Origin of the sequence: Neobacillus vireti (assembly GCF_036962345.1) — a bacterium.
Classification (GTDB): Bacteria; Bacillota; Bacilli; order Bacillales; family Cytobacillaceae; genus Neobacillus; species Neobacillus vireti_A.
Window position 1 is genome coordinate 1 of record NZ_JBALNB010000014.1, and the last position, 18,529, is coordinate 18,529.

Annotated in this window: 21 protein-coding genes, 1 pseudogene and 1 riboswitch; of the genes and pseudogenes, 17 read left to right on the forward strand and 5 right to left on the reverse strand. The window is 35.6% G+C overall.

Annotation, left to right across the window (positions count from 1 at the left end):
* Window positions 1-215: 215 nt before the first annotated feature.
* Window positions 216-791, reverse strand: a complete 576-nt coding sequence (gene thiT, locus V7108_RS17110) for an energy-coupled thiamine transporter ThiT (protein ID WP_335513414.1) — start codon at window positions 789-791, stop codon at window positions 216-218.
* A 125-nt stretch (window positions 792-916) separates the two neighbouring features.
* Window positions 917-1,023, reverse strand: a riboswitch (TPP riboswitch).
* Window positions 1,024-1,141: 118 nt separating this feature from the next.
* On the opposite strand from thiT, the gene V7108_RS17115 reads away from it, so the two are divergent.
* The 4 genes from V7108_RS17115 (at window position 1,142) to V7108_RS17130 (ending at window position 4,571) form a co-directional block, all read left to right on the forward strand.
* The gene (locus V7108_RS17115; RefSeq protein WP_335568932.1) at window positions 1,142-2,275 is read left to right on the forward strand and encodes a histidine kinase N-terminal domain-containing protein; all 1,134 of its coding nucleotides are present in this window, start codon (window positions 1,142-1,144) and stop codon (window positions 2,273-2,275) included.
* 186 nt (window positions 2,276-2,461) lie between these two features.
* The gene (locus V7108_RS17120) at window positions 2,462-2,863 is read left to right on the forward strand and encodes a MerR family transcriptional regulator (RefSeq protein ID WP_335513417.1); all 402 of its coding nucleotides are present in this window, start codon (window positions 2,462-2,464) and stop codon (window positions 2,861-2,863) included.
* A gap of 61 nt (window positions 2,864-2,924) precedes the next feature.
* Window positions 2,925-4,277, forward strand: coding sequence for a hemolysin family protein (locus tag V7108_RS17125; protein ID WP_335513412.1), 1,353 nt, complete (start codon window positions 2,925-2,927; stop codon window positions 4,275-4,277).
* 114 nt (window positions 4,278-4,391) lie between these two features.
* Window positions 4,392-4,571 (forward strand): hypothetical protein, encoded by a 180-nt coding sequence (locus V7108_RS17130; RefSeq protein WP_335513410.1) that lies wholly within the window; start codon window positions 4,392-4,394, stop codon window positions 4,569-4,571.
* A gap of 67 nt (window positions 4,572-4,638) precedes the next feature.
* Here V7108_RS17130 and V7108_RS17135 read toward each other — a convergent pair whose 3' ends face one another.
* Window positions 4,639-4,974: a hypothetical protein gene (locus V7108_RS17135; RefSeq protein WP_335513408.1), complete on the reverse strand. Its 336-nt coding sequence runs from the start codon at window positions 4,972-4,974 to the stop codon at window positions 4,639-4,641.
* A 369-nt stretch (window positions 4,975-5,343) separates the two neighbouring features.
* Between V7108_RS17135 and V7108_RS17140 the strand changes: the two genes are divergently transcribed.
* From V7108_RS17140 to V7108_RS17165, 6 genes and pseudogenes are all read left to right on the forward strand, one after another.
* The gene (locus V7108_RS17140) at window positions 5,344-5,640 is read left to right on the forward strand and encodes a HesB/YadR/YfhF family protein (protein WP_335513406.1); all 297 of its coding nucleotides are present in this window, start codon (window positions 5,344-5,346) and stop codon (window positions 5,638-5,640) included.
* 284 nt (window positions 5,641-5,924) lie between these two features.
* A pseudogene (gene atpB, locus V7108_RS17145) lies at window positions 5,925-6,639 on the forward strand (F0F1 ATP synthase subunit A).
* Window positions 6,640-6,690: 51 nt separating this feature from the next.
* Complete coding sequence (locus tag V7108_RS17150) at window positions 6,691-7,077, forward strand: ATP synthase F0 subunit B (protein WP_335568933.1); 387 nt, start codon at window positions 6,691-6,693, stop codon at window positions 7,075-7,077.
* Window positions 7,078-7,080: 3 nt separating this feature from the next.
* Window positions 7,081-8,052, forward strand: a complete 972-nt coding sequence (locus tag V7108_RS17155) for an AtpZ/AtpI family protein (protein WP_335568934.1) — start codon at window positions 7,081-7,083, stop codon at window positions 8,050-8,052.
* 88 nt (window positions 8,053-8,140) lie between these two features.
* Complete coding sequence (locus tag V7108_RS17160) at window positions 8,141-9,397, forward strand: DUF445 domain-containing protein (protein WP_335568973.1); 1,257 nt, start codon at window positions 8,141-8,143, stop codon at window positions 9,395-9,397.
* A gap of 95 nt (window positions 9,398-9,492) precedes the next feature.
* Window positions 9,493-10,569 carry a putative glycoside hydrolase gene (locus V7108_RS17165; protein ID WP_335568935.1) on the forward strand — a complete coding sequence of 359 codons (1,077 nt, stop codon included), beginning with the start codon at window positions 9,493-9,495 and terminating at the stop codon, window positions 10,567-10,569.
* A gap of 43 nt (window positions 10,570-10,612) precedes the next feature.
* Here V7108_RS17165 and V7108_RS17170 read toward each other — a convergent pair whose 3' ends face one another.
* Window positions 10,613-12,751 carry a heavy metal translocating P-type ATPase gene (locus V7108_RS17170; protein WP_335568936.1) on the reverse strand — a complete coding sequence of 713 codons (2,139 nt, stop codon included), beginning with the start codon at window positions 12,749-12,751 and terminating at the stop codon, window positions 10,613-10,615.
* Window positions 12,752-12,974: 223 nt separating this feature from the next.
* Here V7108_RS17170 and V7108_RS17175 point away from each other — a divergent pair, with 223 nt between their 5' ends.
* From V7108_RS17175 to V7108_RS17190, 4 genes are all read left to right on the forward strand, one after another.
* Window positions 12,975-13,988, forward strand: coding sequence for a multicopper oxidase domain-containing protein (locus V7108_RS17175; protein ID WP_335568937.1), 1,014 nt, complete (start codon window positions 12,975-12,977; stop codon window positions 13,986-13,988).
* A gap of 18 nt (window positions 13,989-14,006) precedes the next feature.
* Window positions 14,007-15,176 carry a ZIP family metal transporter gene (locus V7108_RS17180; RefSeq protein WP_335513391.1) on the forward strand — a complete coding sequence of 390 codons (1,170 nt, stop codon included), beginning with the start codon at window positions 14,007-14,009 and terminating at the stop codon, window positions 15,174-15,176.
* Between the two features lie 13 nt (window positions 15,177-15,189).
* Window positions 15,190-15,357, forward strand: coding sequence for a twin-arginine translocase TatA/TatE family subunit (locus V7108_RS17185; RefSeq protein WP_335513389.1), 168 nt, complete (start codon window positions 15,190-15,192; stop codon window positions 15,355-15,357).
* Window positions 15,358-15,749: 392 nt separating this feature from the next.
* Window positions 15,750-15,860, forward strand: coding sequence for a YjcZ family sporulation protein (locus V7108_RS17190; protein ID WP_335568938.1), 111 nt, complete (start codon window positions 15,750-15,752; stop codon window positions 15,858-15,860).
* A gap of 235 nt (window positions 15,861-16,095) precedes the next feature.
* Here the strand turns inward: V7108_RS17190 and V7108_RS17195 are convergent, their stop codons facing one another.
* Complete coding sequence (locus tag V7108_RS17195) at window positions 16,096-16,683, reverse strand: DUF1259 domain-containing protein (RefSeq protein ID WP_335568939.1); 588 nt, start codon at window positions 16,681-16,683, stop codon at window positions 16,096-16,098.
* 55 nt (window positions 16,684-16,738) lie between these two features.
* Window positions 16,739-17,053 carry a hypothetical protein gene (locus V7108_RS17200; RefSeq protein ID WP_335509858.1) on the reverse strand — a complete coding sequence of 105 codons (315 nt, stop codon included), beginning with the start codon at window positions 17,051-17,053 and terminating at the stop codon, window positions 16,739-16,741.
* A 271-nt stretch (window positions 17,054-17,324) separates the two neighbouring features.
* Between V7108_RS17200 and V7108_RS17205 the strand changes: the two genes are divergently transcribed.
* From V7108_RS17205 to V7108_RS17215, 3 genes are read left to right on the forward strand one after another with little or no spacing between them, the layout of a single operon-like run.
* The gene (locus V7108_RS17205; protein ID WP_335568940.1) at window positions 17,325-17,696 is read left to right on the forward strand and encodes a hypothetical protein; all 372 of its coding nucleotides are present in this window, start codon (window positions 17,325-17,327) and stop codon (window positions 17,694-17,696) included.
* Window positions 17,697-17,754: 58 nt separating this feature from the next.
* The gene (locus V7108_RS17210) at window positions 17,755-18,039 is read left to right on the forward strand and encodes a hypothetical protein (RefSeq protein WP_335509862.1); all 285 of its coding nucleotides are present in this window, start codon (window positions 17,755-17,757) and stop codon (window positions 18,037-18,039) included.
* A gap of 46 nt (window positions 18,040-18,085) precedes the next feature.
* On the forward strand, window positions 18,086-18,460 hold the full coding sequence (locus V7108_RS17215; RefSeq protein WP_335509864.1) for a hypothetical protein: 375 nt from the start codon (window positions 18,086-18,088) through the stop codon (window positions 18,458-18,460).
* Window positions 18,461-18,529: the final 69 nt, after the last annotated feature.

Consider the following 18,529-nt stretch of genomic DNA (forward strand, 5'->3'; position numbering starts at 1 on the left):
TGGAGGGCTCCAACTGAGATAAAGGAAACACGAAGAGCCGTAGGCGATTCGATGGTGACTTATCGTAGGTAGGTAAAAATCCTGAAGGATTTTTACTCGCGGAGACCGAAGGACACTAGCCGCTAGGGCGCTGGAGCTGGACAGTAATCTAGGTTCAAAAATTCATCCTTTATTTCAAAAAAAAGAGAAAAGTCAAGGACTTTTCTCTTTTTATCTTAGATCATTTTTTTCGGTGCCGCACTTATAATCAGGATTACAATGATTGCACTTACGATAAAGCTTGGAAGCATGTAGGTTCCATTGTAAACAAAGGAATACACAGCTACTGGCTGACCCGCAGGCGCATATTCACCAAAAAATACGATTCCGGAATAGACGTGAGCAAGATATCTTAATGCACTTCCCAAGAATGTACCTAAAACTACATAAGTGATCCAGCTTTTTTTGTGATTATTTGCAAGAGAATTTTTCACCTGTGAAGCAAAAATTCCTGCTAAACCAACGACTGAAAAGGCAATGCCATAATCAATAATACCTTGAAGCAGTGTATAGATTTGCGAAAAGCCTAGAATGAACTGAAGTAATCCAAGTAAAAACCCAGATAGGATACCGCCTTTCCACCCCCAACGAAAGGACATTAAGAAAATTGGTATCATCGCGATCGAAATGGATCCTCCTTGCGGCCATATTTTTAGCGACAAGAGACCTGAAACCAAATCTAATAAATATGCTAGTGCTGAAAATACGGCTACTTCGACTAGAAATAATGTTTTATTGCGCTTTTTTTCCATACTTGTTCCCCCTAATTTTTTTGGAGAACGTTCGATAGGCTTATTCCTGTAATTTAATATGGTGCCTTATTAACAAAAAAAAGCAATGCACGACATATAAGGATTGTCTGCATTGCTTGATATTGATATCTGGCAAACCACATCCCTACGCTAGCGTTAACTAACAGGTTCATAGGGTCAGAACTCGAACGTTCACTCTCAGCCACCGAAAGCAGCTCCCCTTGTGGAAATATTTAATTAATTTCTTAACAAATATACTATTTTTATAGAACTTTTACAAGGAAAACCTCCTAATCATGGTATAATTAAATAACTAGTCTGTTCGGATTTGCCTTAGGAGGAAAAGTGTGATGGTATCTGAAGTACAAACGGAATTAATTACTTTTTTTGATAAGAATAAAAAAAGTTTAATAGAAGAGTGGGAAAATTCAATTGTCATAGCTGATGGAGATCCCTTTAAAGAAAAAATAAGGCAGAATGGGATAACTATGTTTAATATAGTGCTAGACATGCATAAACTGAATGAACAAGATTTATTAGAGATGATTCAACAGCATGCATTAGAAACTTCTGAAGAAAGAGCCCAAGCCAATATTAATATTGGCGATTTTGTCTATAATGTCAATCTCGGAAGAACCATTTTATACAGTTATTTAGGGAAATCTGGTTTACAATGGTCAGTTCTTCAAGAATCAATTAATAGGATAAATTTCTGCTTTGATAAATTCCTTTATTACGCAGTTACTCATTATACAGAAGCTAAAAACAAAATTATTGAAGAAAAAACGATGTTTATTGATTCGACTCATCAAGACCGTTTAACCCTTCTCGGGCAAATGACATCAAGTTTTATCCATGAATTTAGAAATCCACTCACTTCGATTCAAGGATTTATTCAACTTCTTAAGGCTGACCATCCGGATATGAAATATTTAGAGATTATTTCAAGTGAGTTAGACCAGCTGAATTTTCGAATTTCACAATTTTTATTATTATCAAAGAAAGAACTAATAGGAAAAGAAAAAGAGGAATTTCATTTTAATAAATTAATTGATGAGGTTTTAAATTTCTTATATCCTTCAATTTTAGATGGTAAAGTAAAAATAAAAAAAGAAATTGTCGAAGAAATTTCTCTTTATGGATATGCAGATGAAATTCGTCAGGTTTTTATTAATATTATCTTTAATGCCATTGACGTGTTAATTCATCACAGAATTCCAAACCCAACCATCGAAATTAACAGTTATATTGAGAATAACACCCATGTTATGTTATCTATATCCAATAATGGGCCAATGATCCCTTCTGAATTAAGTAAAACGATATTCGAGCCTTTTTTTACAACAAAAAAACTCGGTACCGGGCTCGGGTTGTTCGTGTGCAAAGAAATTATTGAAAAACATAAAGGTGAATTAACCTGTTCATCGTCGCCTAAAATCACGATATTTACAATTAGATTACCATTAGCTGCGTCTCCTTTATAGGAGACTTTTGTTTCTTATTTTATTTTTGAAAATTTATAATTTTCTTATTCATACCTGCGGAACTTTATTCATAAAATATTGATACTAACTATTATTCAAACTAGAACGTTTGACTGTACAGTTGTAATTGACTATAATTATTTTAAAATTTAGTGATCGAGGTGGTATGATGGGGCTGTCTATCGTATCGGTGAATTAGCGGAAATTGCAATGGTCTCTAAGCGGACAATCGATTATTATACTTCACTTGGTTTATTAAACGCAGAGCGTTCCAAATCTAATTACCGAATTTATTCTGAGGAAACGTTAAAGGACTTAAAGTTTATAGAAGAATGTAAGAGTTTACACTTTCCACTTGAAGAGATTAAAAGAAAGCTAGATATGAGGAAAGACAAATCAATTTGTGAAGCAGAAGTGGAAAAACATCTAAATATAGTTATACAGCAAATGCATCAACTGCAAAATGATTTATTTGACCTCATTCCAATTAGTTATAAATTGGATGACCTGCAGAAAGAAAATTTAACTACCAATCTTATGCTGCTTAAATCAGTCTTAAAGAAATCCCTTTTGACTGTTAAGTGTTAATTTTTTTATATTACTAGGAGGTGACTCCTTACCTCGTATTATTCGAGGTAAGGGAAATTATTTGGACATATTTAACTTGGTGATAATAGCCATTTTAATTGCGTTAACTGCTTTTTTTGTAACTTCAGAGTTTGCTATTGTAAAAATCCGGAGTTCAAGAATCGACCAGTTAATTGAGGAAGGTAATTCGAGTGCGATTTCAGCAAAAAAAGTAATTTCGAACTTGGATGAATATCTATCTGCCTGCCAGTTAGGAATTACCATTACTGCCCTTGCTTTAGGTTGGATTGGGGAATCAACGATTGAGCATTTACTTACTCCCCTTTTCAACGGACTAGAAATTCCTGAAGGTGTTTCCCACATATTATCCATTGGGATTGCATTTGCGACCATTACATTTTTACATGTTGTCGTAGGAGAGCTAGCACCTAAAACATTGGCAATTCAAAAGGCCGAATTAATTACGCTTATTATGTCACGACCTCTAATATTCTTTTATAAGGTGATGTACCCCTTTATTTGGATATTAAATGGGTCAGCACGTATTGTGACGAGCATTTTTGGTCTTAAGCCTGTCTCTGAAAATGAAATGGCACATACCGAGGAAGAGCTTCGAATTATCCTATCTGAAAGCTATAAAAGTGGCGAGATTAACCAATCTGAGTTTAAGTATGTAAATAAAATTTTTGAATTTGATAACCGAATCGCCAAAGAAATTATGGTTCCAAGAACGGAAATCGTTTCATTATCAAAGGATGATTCTCTGGATACTTTTCTTCACGTCATCCGGGAAGAAAAATATACTAGATATCCAATTATAGATGGTGATAAGGACCATATAATTGGCTTAGTTAATATTAAGGAAATGGTGACTGATTTAATCAGTAACGAAACTCTTTCCACAAAAACACTAGAACACTATACTCGTCCCATTATTAGAGTCATAGAAACGATTCCAATCCATGACCTGCTCGTTAAAATGCAAAAAGATCGAATGCATATGGCAATTTTAATGGATGAATACGGCGGAACATCCGGTCTAGTTACAGTTGAGGATATTCTTGAAGAAATTGTTGGTGAAATCAGAGATGAATTTGATTCGGATGAAATCCCAATGATTCGGAAAATAAAGGAAAACCACTACATTATTGACTCTAAGGTTTTAGTTACGGAAGTAAATGATTTACTCGGAGTCGATATTGATGATGAAGATGTTGACACCATCGGCGGCTGGATATTAACCGAAAATTATGAGGCAAAAGAAGGAGACTCGATTCATCACGAATCCTATTCATTTAAGATTCTTGATATGGAGGAGCATCATATTAAATATGTCGAGGTAACAAAAAATGTAAGTGATGAAGAAGCAAACTCTAAAAAAATTACCTTGTCACAAACTGAAGTGCTATCCTAATTTCCTTCTTCAAAACAGGCCAAATTTGGTCTGTTTTTTTGTAATATTTTTGTAATAATCCAATCACTCTCCACCTTGAAAACATATTTTAATCTAAAGGGGGGAGAACTACCGATGGAATTAATTTTATTATTTTTAGCTGCAATCCTATCTGGATTTGTATTAATGAGTGTTGAACTGGTATCATTTTTAAGTTTCTTAGGTCCAATTCTTGATATCGTAGGCTCATTAGCAATGATTATTTTTTCTTTAGCACTTCTCTTTACAGCGCTCAAAAAATTATTTGGCAGATAAATTGAAGGCGATTTCAAACGTTTTCGATAAAAAAGATCAGATTATTATTATCTGATCTTTTTTGCAGTTATCTATTTTTTAGGATAATAATTTCCTCTTCGGCTTTGGCTAGCTTAATTAGATGTGAATCAAGCCGACGATTAATGTGTTTAACTTCCTCACTTTTTCCTGCATGCTTCTTTATTTCATTCACCACATTACTCTGCACATCTTCAATACGTTGCAGAGATTCCTTAATATCAGATAAGTCTATTTGGTTGACCTCTACTCGATGTTCAATACTGTCCATTTGCTCTAAACGAGAAAGTCGATGTTCGATATTCTCTAAGGTTTTATTAAAAGTATGAATTAACGTTTTAATGTCTGAAATGTTCTCAGTTAATTTATCAAGTTTTTGCTCCATCGTTTCTAACTCCCTTTTCGTAGTAAATCCATTTTATCATCTTTACTATCTTAATTATGTTACAATTTAGAAAACATTAGCTGGAACATTTAACTTTCCTATTGAACCATTACATCAGCCATTTTCCCTTAATCCTTCCCAGTCTATATATCCTTATTATCCACTTTTAAAGGTAAATATTGCAGAATTTTGAACATTTATAAAAAACATAATCAGCAAACGAAGGATTGTGAATAATGTCACATGCAAACCTTCTGAAAACCCTTACTCTAATATCATAAGGAATGTCCTAACATTTCTTTTAAAAAATATACAAGGTTTCAATCCTATTAGGAATATTACCATTTGGAAAAGGCTGGTGGATTTAAGATGATCATTTCAATTGATGAAAAAGCTGCAAAGTGGTTAACGAATGAATTCCAAAACAATTCCGTAAGAATGTACCCACAATATGATGGTTTTGGTGTGAAAAATAAGGGTTTTAGTCTGGCATTTTCTGCAGAAGCACCATCCAATATTGGATTTACAAAAGAAATAAAAGGTGTTCGGCTTTATGTTGAAGGGAACGATGTTTGGTTTTTCGAGGATACTGAAACATGTTTATCTTATAATGAAGATGTGAAAGAAATTCAAATATCCTTCAAGGAAACAATCGCGATTAACTAGGAAATTCAATTCTATACAGATAATATCTAGGGCACCCATGATTAGCGGGTGCCCTTTTAACTCCATAAATACTATTCAAAACAATATAAATGACTTCACTAACTCTGCATTAATTTTGTTTTAAATCATGAAAATTATATTTTTCCGAAAATTAGAAATAAATTATTAATTATGTTGAAATAATAATTCATTCGTTATATAATGAAAGCGTTATCTAGTAAATATTACCTATATTTTATGAGCTATAGCTTATCCGCCTAATCTCGAGAAAGGGGTTGGACATCTTGGAACACGCTAGACCTCAGATAGTACTATTTCATTTAACTTTTGATTTATCGATCATCTTAACCACCACCATTGCAGCTCTACTAGTTTTCTCCATTGCCTATTTTTGCACTAGAAATCTTACCAAGGGTGTGCCAAAAAAATGGCAAAATTTCATGGAATGGATTATGGACTTTGTAAAGAGCATTATGACTAGCTCAATGGGTTCCACAAATAATTTATTTATTTTATCGACTGGGGTATCACTTTTAATGTATTTGTTTATCGCCAATCTATTGGGTGTCCCATTTTCAATTATCACGAGTGAAGACCACCCAGTATCATGGTGGCGCTCCCCTACCTCAGATGCCCATGTCACTATGACGTTAGCCATCATGATTATCGCCTACACACACTTCATCGATATCCGCCTGCATGGTTTTTAAACATTTCCTAATCAGCTTCTTCAAACCCTTTAAAGCCTTATTCGCAATAAATATCTTGGAACAATTTGCTACAACTTTAACCTTAGGGCTTCGTTTATTTGGTAATATATATGCTGGAGAGGTTATGCTTGCCTTATTGGCTGGTGCTGTCACTCATGGATTTGCGGCAGCAGTTTTAGCAGCATTGCCAATGCTCATTTGGCAAGCATTCTGTGTCTTTATTGGTGCTATTCAGGCTTACATATTTGTAACACTTACGATGGTTTATATTGCTCACCGCTTAACATAACAGCGTATCGGCTGCTTACACTAGACAATAAAATGAAAGGAGTTGTAAAAATTGGGTGATATAACCTTGTTTGGACTCCCCATTTCTTTGGGAACGATGGTATATCAAGCACTTATTTTTACCGTTTTAGTTTTTATTTTAAAGAAACTCGTTTTTAAAAAGTTAGTTGGTGTCTTAGACAGCAGAAAACAACATATCGAAAATCAACTTCAATTAACAGAGCAATATAAGCAAGAAGCTGAAAGAAAACTAGAGCTAAGTACTAAAATTCTTAATCAAGCTAGAAAAGACGCTAGAGAAATAATGAAGAAAAGTGAAAACGAAGCAAAATCAATTATTTTCAATGCTAAAGTCGAGGCTAAAGAAATCCTAAAGGAAGTAAAAGAGGAATCATTCCGTTCCCGTTCATTTATGCATAAAGATAGTAAGGGGGCGTAAAATATGAAACACAAGTTTATTAAACATGTGGGCAGAGTAACTGAAAATCTTGAAATAGGTTTTGAAGAAAAATTTATTTACATTCATTACTCAAAAGGCGACACAGAAAAAACAGCTTGTATTTTAAAAAATAATGATAAAACTAAAAATGATTATCTAGAGCCTTTCTTCAAAGAAAACAATGTCTCTGAAGAAATGAAGAAAGAGGTAAGAAAATTTATTAACAATGAGAAGAACTTTACCGATGAACATTGGGGCGAATTCACAAATTTCTTAATGAAGACCCTTTCTCTAAATATGGTATTAGGTTTAACAGCCGCCATAATTGTCTTTGGATTTTATAAATTAGGCTACTTCTTAGATGGCCGCTATGGCCTCCAACCTTGGCTGACAGTCCTCTGTACGTTTGCAGGCATTGGAATCGGCGGACTTACAGGCTATGTAATGGTTCAAAAATACCTAAAAAAACCAGTGAACACAACGATTCAGAATGAGTATGATTCACAAAGGGAAGTGAACCAAGCAACTGAATATCCAATCATTGATTTAACCATTGATGAGGTTAGGAAAGCCATAAGACAATTTTCAGATAATCTTCCTAAAGGGGTATATCGGACGATTATTGTCGAGGACGATAATCGCATTGACTTTAAACAACTAGCCCATATTTTAGGCGGGATTCCTTCGAAAAAGTTTTATATGTCAAAAGAAACCTATGATCTTTTTGAAGAGGCCGAAAAGAAAATACCGGTTGAAATGGATATGGTTCAAAATGCAGTCGACTTATATGTGAAGGAACGTAAGGAATTCCCCATGCTTCGATTTGATCCCGATCGAAGAGTAAACTATTACCAGTTAATTCAAGATAATTATTTAAAATCCACACCTGAAACACAATTTTATATAACTGAATTAGATGGTCTCATAACCCACATCCGCCCTGAAAAAAGAAAAGTAGAAAACTCCTCATACTAGCAAATGAGGAGTTTTTTTTTGCATTTTTTGGTGATATTGAGATAATAGGAAATAGACACTATACAGTAAAAAAATGAGGGATACAATGATGTCGAGAAAAACGTATAAGTCGCAGCATTTAGCGAAGATTTCTCTTGCTGTGATGGGAGTAGGTTTCGTTGGGACTTTCCCCTTTCAGGATACTCTCTGGGGAACCATTCTCCAGGGAGGATTTGAAGCAGGTTTGGTTGGGGGTTTAGCAGACTGGTTTGCAGTCACTGCATTATTTCGCCATCCTTTAGGGTTACCTATACCACATACTGCACTATTACCAAAAAACCGTAAAAGAATCATTGCAGGTATCATTTCTATGCTCGAAAATGATTGGTTGACAAAAGATAGTATCAGAAAGAAAATAGCAACGATTCCATTTGCAGAAAGATTATTTCCTATTGCCGAACAAGCGATATCAGGTCAACCTGTTAGAACAGGAATAATTAAGGCTATCGAGCATTTGCTACACTCTGTTGATAGTAAGAAAATCGCCCCTGTCATCGAAGTTGAATTAAAATCTAAGCTAAATGATATAGACACAAGTAACTATCTACCACTCGCAATTGAGCAGTTAATAAGCAGGAAATATGATGAAAAGGCACTCGATTTTGTCCTTAAAGAAATTGATGAGTGGTCCAAAAAAGAAAGTACAAAAGAAAGACTTGGCAGGATGGCAGTTGACGCATTAGAAAATATTAAAGCGGATGGTTTTATGCAGTTTGCTCTAAAATCTTTTACCAATATTGTGAATGAAGAGAAATTAGGGAGTATTATTCAGGGTCTTATTCAAAAGGGTGTTATCAGCTTTCAGGATCCCTACAATCAAAATAGACAAACTCTGCTTTTTCATATAAATACAAAGCTTCAGGATATTAAAACCGATAAGAACCTTACCCTGGAATTAAACAATATCAAAGATCAAATGATTACAGAATGGAAAATAGAGGATAAAATTATTGATTTTATAGAACAGCTAAAACAAAAAGCCACTATATTTATAGAATCACCTAACTTTTACGAGAATTATCTCCTTCCACTATTAATAAAAGCCATTGAAAGCTTAAAATCAGATCAGGAAAAGGTAGACGCCATAGAGTCTTGGATTAAACAGCAAATCACAATCTTTGTCGATAATAATCATTCCAAGATTGGAAAACTAGTCGAGGAAAACCTAGAAAAGCTGGATAATAAAACACTTATTGATATGATTGAAAACAATGTCGGAAAAGATCTGCAATGGATTCGGGTCAATGGTGCTGTTTGCGGATTTCTCATTGGGCTTATCTTGGTCGGCATAAAATTAATTTTTTAAAAATCCGGGCTATCTTGAACTTCAAGATAGCTCTTTTTGATAAAATTCACTTTTATGCACATGCTAAAAGGAATAAATAAAAAAGGAGCGATGGTATGAGAAAATATTTGCTTTCCCTTTTTGTATTACTATTAACCTTCAGTCTTCTGTTTCATGAAACGGTTCTAGCTTCTAACCCCCTTCAAGAGCCCATCAGGGGTATCTATGTAACTGCTTCAAACACAAAAAAACCCTTGTTTAATCAATTACTATCACTTATCAACAATACCGATTTAAACGCAATGGTCATTGATATCAAAGATGATCATGGAAATCTAACTTTCATCCCTTCAAAAAATTCAACCTATTACCCAATAGGACGTCCATACATTTCGAATCCTTCTTCACTCATGACTACCTTAAAGTCAAATAATATTTATCCAATTGCAAGAATTGTGGTTTTTAAGGATAATGTCCTAGCTAATAAGAACCCAGACTTATCTTTTAAATCAACGAATGGATTATGGAAGAATGCCCGCGGAGATTCTTTTACAAACCCCTTTCTCAAGGAGGTTTGGGATTATAATATTGGTATAGCCCTTGAAGCAGTTAAATTAGGTTTCAAAGAAATCCAATTCGATTATGTACGTTTTCCTGAGAAGTTTGAAAAAGTGGAAAAGGAGCTTACCTACGATAAATTGTCATTTCAAGGAAACAGGGTTACGGCAGTAAGCGAGTTTGTAAAATACGCAAAGGAGAAACTCTCGCCATATAATGTTAAGGTGTCAGTCGATGTTTTTGGAAATGCTACTGTTATCCCTGAGGCAAGTGGAATAGGACAAAATTTCACAAATATCGCCCAACATGTAGATGTTATTTCTGCGATGATTTATCCAAGCCACTGGACAGCGATATTCGGTATAGAAAAACCTGATTTACACCCCTATCTCCTTGTTGAAGGCTATGCGAAGGTTGAAAAGGAACGATTAAGAAGATTGACCAATCCGCCAATTTCCCGTCCATGGTTACAGGATTTTACTGCCTCTTGGCTCGGAAATGGTAACTATAAGGCCTATGGTAAGAAAGAAGTCGAAGACCAAATCCGAGCATTACATTCACAGGGAATCAATGAGTTCTTATTATGGAATGCAGCAAATAACTATACTCCAAACGTGGATTATACCCCTTTCTAATATAAATTGAATAAAGGCTTCCCAAACTGTCGGGAAGCCTTTATTATTTTTCTTTTATTCTGAGAAGCCGTAAACCATTTAATGTGACAATAAGCGTCGCACCCATATCAGCAAAGATAGCAATCCAAAGTGTCAGCCATCCCGGAATTACTAACAATAATGCCACAAGTTTAATTCCCAAAGAGAAGGTGATATTTTGTTTAATAATTACCAAGGCTTTCCTGCTTAACATAACCGTAAACGGTAGTTTTCCAAGATCATTAGCCATTAATGCAATATCTGCAGTTTCGAGAGCTGTATCGGTTCCAGCTCCCCCCATGGCAACACCAATCGTAGAGGCAGCTAATGCTGGTGCGTCGTTCACCCCATCACCAACCATAGCAACTCGATCATATCGTTTTCGAAGTTCTTTAATGAAAGTTAATTTATCTTGAGGCAATAGATCTGCTTTTATATCAGAAACTCCTGCCATTTTTCCAATGGCATGTGCTGTTTCAGCGTTATCCCCCGTCAGTATTATCGTTTTTTGTATTCCTAAGGAGTGAAGTTTTTGGATAACATCCTTACTGTTATTTCTCAATTCATCACTAACAGCAAGCATTCCCAATACCTCTGATGCAGTACCAGCCACCATTACTGTTTTCCCTTGTTTTTGCAGGTGTGCAATTTGGGCTTTTTGATCATTTGCCAATCCGTTTGGTAAGATTTCCTCAAACAAGTTAGGACTGCCAACATAATACATTAACCCATTTACTCTCCCTTTAATTCCTTTACCTGTTATAGATGTAAAATCCTCAATCATTATGTTTTGATATGATAATTTTTCATCTACTGCTTTTTTCATAATCGCTGAAGCTAGTGGATGTTGCGACCCATTTTCCAATGCGGCAACAATCTTTAGTAATTCATCTGAATCTACAGGGGATTGTGGCAGATAATCCGTAACCACCGGGATCCCCTTCGTTAACGTCCCGGTCTTGTCAAAGGCAATTGCTTTAATGGCTCCCATTTCTTCTAAGTGGATTCCGCCTTTGATAAGAACACCATTCCTAGCCGCATTACCAATTGCGGTTACAATGGATACGGGAGTGGAAATAACAAGTGCACAAGGACAACCTACCACTAATACTGCCAGCCCTTGGTAAATCCATTTTCCCCAATCTGCTTCAAGAAACAGTGGTGGCAGCACGGCTACCCCTAATGCAAAAAGCATGATGATTGGCGTATAGTATTTTGCAAATCTATCAACAATTGCCTGCGAAGGTGCCCGTTCTGCTTGAGCCTCCTCAACCAGGTGAATAATCTTTGCAATCGTTGTATCGTCGACATGTTTGGTAATTTTAACTTCAAGTAAACCTTCTCCATTTAAAGTTCCGGCAAAGACCTCTTCATCAATCGTTTTTGCCGCAGGAACCGATTCACCTGTAATAGCTGCTTGGTTAACAGCAGATTCCCCTTTTACTACGATTCCGTCCAGCGCAATTTTCTGTCCAGGTTTGACAATCATAATATCACCGATTTGAACATCTTCCACTTCGACTGTAAATTCTTTTTTCCCCCTTCTAATCAAGGCTTCTTTAGGAGCAATATCCATTAAAGATCGAATGGACTGACGGGCTTTATCCATTGAGTAAGACTCCAGGGCTTCGCTTATGGCGAATAGAATAACAACAGTGGCCCCTTCACCCCATTCACCGATAAAAGCTGCTCCAATAACAGCAAGGGTCATTAACGTTTTCATATCAAACTCTAAACGGGTTAAATTCTTAATTCCGGTGCTAAATAGGCGGTAACCGCCAATTAAAATCGAAGCCCCATAGGCTATAATCGTAGAAATACTATTTTCCCCATACAATTCCGCCGAAATCCACCCAATCAATAAGAAAACCAGCGAGGCAATCACGGTCGAATGTTTTTGAAAGAATGGTTCTTTTTTCTCTTCCAATTTTTGTTTTTCAGGAAATATTTTTATGTTTTCAAAAGCTCCTGCTTTTTCTATTTCCTCAATGGTGGTTACACCATAAACAGTTAGTTTAGCAGCACCAAAGTTTACTTGCGCATCAGAAACACCATCCAGGTGTTTTACGTTCTTTTCGAACTTTGTCGCACAGCTTACTCAGGTGAACCCTTGTACACGATAAACGGTTTTATCATTTACTTTTTCCAAACCAGCATTACTCATTTGCTTTCAACTCCAATCGGTGAGTAAAGGCATTTCGTATATACATTCAAATGTTCATTTGATTATAGTATATACAATTGGTTTATTAATGGTCAAACGATTATTTGAATGTTTTAATATATTATTTTATTTTCATATTGACAAAAAGATTGTCTTTAACATAGAGTATTGGCAAATACAAATAATTTTGCACTAAGGAAACTTTTTAAGAGGAGGTCAAAGAATGGCTGATAATAAGATTTCACGCCGGGATATTTTAAAAATCGGGACTACAGGGGCACTAGGGATAGCCGGCAGTATTTATTTAAATAAAATGGCACCCCTTTCTAATGTAGTTCATGCTGAAGAGCATCCATCAAGTCACAGTACTCATTCTGTGAATCACAGCAATATGCATGATTCTTCAAAAACAGAAGGATATATGATGGCCAATCGTCTTCTTACTGAATTTGATTATGGAAAAGTAACAAAGCTTTCAGACGGTCGGACTTTACGTGAATATGAGGTTATAGCAGTTGACAAGGAAATTGAAATTGCAAAAGGGATTAAGTTTCCTGGTTGGACCTTTAACGGAACCATCCCTGGGCCAACATTCCGTTGTACCGAAGGAGATCTATTACGATTTTATTTTGTGAACAAAGGAAGCCATCCCCACTCTATTCATTTTCACGGTATTCATCCACCTGAAATGGATGGATTAAGTCCTATCCTGCCTGGCCAATCATTTACTTATGAATTTGAAGCAAAACCCTATGGGTTACAAATTTATCATTGCCACGTACTGCCTTTGGCTCGACATATTCACAAAGGCTTATACGGCAACTTTATTATTGATCCAAAAACGCCGCGAAATCCTGCACTTGAATTAAATATGGTCATGAATGCATATGATTTAGATTTGGATGGAGCAAACGAATTTTATACGGTAAATGGGTATGCCTTTGCCTTTATGAATCATCCAATTAAAGTGAAGAAGGATGAACTTGTCCGTATTTATTTAAGTAATTTAACCGAGTTTGATTTATTAAACTCATTTCATTTACACGCCAACTATTTTACCTATATCCCAACAGGCAGAAATGAAAACCCAACACATTTTACAGACACCATCATGCAATGTCAGGGTGAACGCGGGATACTTGAAGTCCGTTTTCCATACAAGGGAAAATATATGTTTCATGCTCATGTTAGTGAATTTGCTGAGCTGGGCTGGATGGGATTTTTTCAGGTTGAATAGAAAGGAGTGTAAATGATAATGAAAGCAAAATGGCTGATTACCTTACTAATTCCACTAGTTCTTTTAATGCTGGTATTGGGATGGGTATTTAAAAATGGGGCCGGAGTAGAACGAGATCCTGCGGCTCCCATTGAAGTGCTAAATGTCGAGCAAATTAACATTGTCCCATCAGGATTTGAGTTAGATGTCAGTAATACGGGGCCGGAGGCATTAACGATCTCTCAAGTGATTGTTGATGATTCAGTCTGGAATTTCACCATGACTCCGGATTCAACGCTTAATCGATTTGATAGTGCGCAGGTAACCATCCCTTATCCATGGGTTGAAGGTGATCCACATACCATACTTTTACTATCTGAAAACGGAATCATAACAGAAGCTGTAATTGATGCCGCCGCATTAACCCCAGAATTCTCTTGGGATAATGTATTGAATTACGGATTTATTGGTTTTTATGTAGGGATTGTCCCGATTACATTAGGATTATTGTGGTATCCATTTATGAAACGTATGAAAAAAAGCTGGATTAATGCCATTCTTGCTCTTACTGTAGGGCTCCTATTATTTTTATTTTTTGGGACGTTATTCGATGGGTTCGAAATTGGATCTGAAGCACCGTCCGTGTTTCAAGGGAATATGGTCGTTATCATTAGTACTGTTCTTACCTTCCTTCTCTTAATTGGGTTCGATCAATATCAACAACAAAGGCAGAAAAGAAATGGGTATTCACCACTTGGAATCGCCTTATTGATGGCAACAGGAATCGGACTTCACAATTTTGGTGAAGGATTGGCAATTGGTTCCTCCTTCGCCCTTGGTGAAGCTGCATTAGGTACGTTTTTAATTATTGGATTTACCCTGCATAATATCACGGAGGGAATCGGAATTGCGGCACCCTTATTGAAGACTAATCCAAAATTCAGCCAATTTGTATTATTAGGCTCAATCGCTGGTGCACCCGCCATACTGGGAACTTGGTTCGGTGGATTTATCTTTTCACCTATTTGGGGTGCAGTATTTTTAGGAATTGGTGCGGGTGCTATCTTACAGGTAATCTTCGTGATCTCTAAAATGCTGTTAGAAGATCATAAAAAGAACAATGAACCTTTTGTTTCATGGATGAATTTTGCTGGCTTTACAATTGGAATGTTAATCATGTATTTTACAGCTTTCTTTGTAAAATTTTAAGGGGTGCTTAAAAATGGGAAATATCGGATTAAGCGGTGGAATTATCATTTTTGTAATAGCCTTAATCGTTTTTGGACCGAAAAAGCTTCCAGAGCTCGGTCGTGCAGTGGGGACAACGCTTAGAGAGTTTAGACAGTCCACAAAAGGAATAATGGACGATAATCAAGATAAAGAAAAATAACCATAATCCTAATATTAAGAAGGATGTTCTGAAAGTTTTACTTTTAGGAACATCCTTTCACTTTATAAGTATTTCCAATGGACCGCTCTTTCATTATCTCAAAATAAAATTGCCCTATTTATCTCCAATTTGTTGATTAGTACTCCATTGATGGTATTTTGAAGGAGGTCTATATTTTTAAATAATTCAATAATTATAGCCTTAAATGTTTATAGAAAATAGTAAGCCAAAATACAAAGCAAATATAAAACTACATCCGAAAATAGCAGTTACGTTATACCAAAATCCTAACTTAAGAGTGATTAATCTAAAAAAAATTGCATGTTTGTCCATTTCAGATTTACCATCATTCCATACTATATATAGAATCTATAAAGAGGTGGTGAAACATTATGTCATACGAAGGCGGATATGGTGGTGGATCTAGAATGAACTTCGCACTAATCGTGGTTCTATTCATTCTATTAATTATTATTGGTGCAAGTTTCATGAGCGGGTACTAACCCTGTAAATGAATTACAGAACAAAAACACACAACTTCTTTAGTGAATAGAAGCGTCAAGCGACGCTTCTATTTTACTTTTTATTTTATTTTGGGATGCTTAATAAGGCACTGTCTTTTGATAGTTCTATAACGATTACCGCTTTTTTAAAAATACAAATCCAATGCTGATTAATTTTTAAAAAATTAAAGACCTTCAATAAGAAGGTCTAAATTTTCAGATTCGCATTATTTGTTTAGAATAGACCTGCTTCTTTTGCAGCAGCAAAACTATTTCTAGCAAACTCTTCAGGTGTCATGCCAACATTTTCCCAATGCATATACATTAAACGCGGTTTTTCAAACAGCCAATGGTTATGAAATGCCGTTACAATAATTCCTCTCTTTCGTAATGCTGAAATTAATGGATTAATTTCTCTTTGGAGAACAACGGATTCCCCAAGATTAAGACCATTATTTTCAAACGTTAACATAAATGGCAGTGCAAGTGGAGAACGAGTGCGACGACCTAAAATAGTAGCTTTAATATCTCGTAAACGCATTATAGTACAAACAGGAGCTGCTGATATAACCATGCCACCAATAATATCTGCCAGCCGTTGGCACTGTGAAGTACTGATACCCCTAACATCACCAGGGGAATCATGCCTAGTAAATTTTGAACTCGATTCTAATTCAAAATCCATTTCATTCCTAACTCTGTTGTTTGAATTGTACCCACTTGATTCAAATTCTGCATCAGCCTGAATACTATCAAAAGAGTTGCGATCGGTATCACGATTAGAAAATCCGAACCAATTACCAAAAATGTCTCTTCTCTCCATCAAAAACCACCTCCTTGTCCCTTACTATTTTTTAAAAACTCCACCCATAATAAAATTAGACTCCTCTGCGTCTGCGTCTACGTCTACGTCTTTGTTCAACATCAAGATCAACATTTAAATTTTGATCCTGATCATTCTCTTGTTCTTGTTCAGAAGCAACCCTCGAATTACTTCTACTGTTTAAAGTAATATCTACTCTTGAATTACCTGAGTTTGTTATTGTTGCACGAGCCTCATTGGTATTTCTATCAACGTTGCGAACATCTGCCTCAGCCTCAGATTCGCTTCGACTTCTTACTCTATTATCGATATCTGTATCGACATCTACATTTGTATTGACATTATTCCTGTTACGTCGGTTTCTTTCCATTGAAAATCTCCCCTTTCTTGTCCTTGCTAAATATTTTATTCCTTTGATTAAAAATGGCATGGTTGCGTGTCTGAGGTTACTACCTATTTTTTTGAAAATATTGTAAATTAAACCATTACTCCCTCCCTACTTAAGATATTTTCTCGAAAAATAATTCCAACTATGGTCATTTTTACCCAAAAAAGGGCGTTTGTCTTCGGCTTCATGTCCAATCTAGAGAGGCGATTAACGAATAAAATGCTAAAGAGAATAGGGAAAGGTGTTGGTCTAAATGAAAAGGGAAAGAGAGTTTGATAATCGAAGAAACCAATCTGTGTTTAGAGGTTTTGCAAAAAGCAATGACACTAACAACAACAGGAACAGGAACAGGAATAGGAACAACAACAATAATACAAATGTAGATGTTGATGTGGATATTGATAATGAATTTGATAATGAAGTGAGAAATACTTCAGAATCAGAAGCGGAAGCAGAGGTACAAAACACCGATAAAAACACAAATGTGGCTAGGGCAATGATCGATAACTCAGGGAACTCTCGGGTGGATGTACGATTAAACAGCAACAGCAATGCTCGTGCAAGATCTGACCAAGAGCAAGATAATGAACAAGATCAAGACACAAATGTGGATGTTGATTTTTAAGATGGATTCTGACAAATGAATTTTTAAAAAACATTTAAGAAATTTTGAAGGAAATAAAATGTCAAGAAGAGAAAATAACCGTCGTAATAACACAAACACAGATGTGAATGTTGATGTAAATAATGATTTTGAAAACGACATTCGTAATGTTTCAGAGTCAGATGCAGAAGCAGACATACGCAATGTTGACAGAAACACAAATGTGGCTAGAGTAACTATCAATAACTCAGGTAATTCCCGTGTAGATATTAACTTAAATAGCAGAAGTAATGCACGTGTAAGAACTGATCAAGATCAAGAAAACGATCAAGATCAAAATACTGATGTAGATGTAGATTTTTAATTTAACAATAAATGGTGGGGCCATGTTATTAGGATAGGTGGAAATAATGGGAAAATACACAGGCAAGAGTAAGTACCTCCCTCCTGGTTGGCAAAATTCAAAAAATAATAACTCTTCCGAATCTCTTGCTATCAAAGAAGATACCGTAAGAATTAAAAGCGAAAACATAAATTCGATTGGACAAAGTGGCAACTCTGATGTAGATGTGCATGTTGATGTACATGTGGAGACTACACCAATAGCATTTGCCATTCTGACTTCGCTACTTGCTACTAAACAAATGACTGTGGAGGAGTTTGATGAAGCGGTAAGACGGCTTGAAAGTCTTTTCCATGGAAAGGGTTTTAATGTTACTTCATTAATACCGAATAATGTTACTGATGTAAAATTGTTCACAAGAAGTAAAAGAAGAGTGGATTAATTGTACCACTCTTCTTTTCAATAAAATTTATTAGAGAACGAGGGATTAGCAATTTAATTATTTTTATTA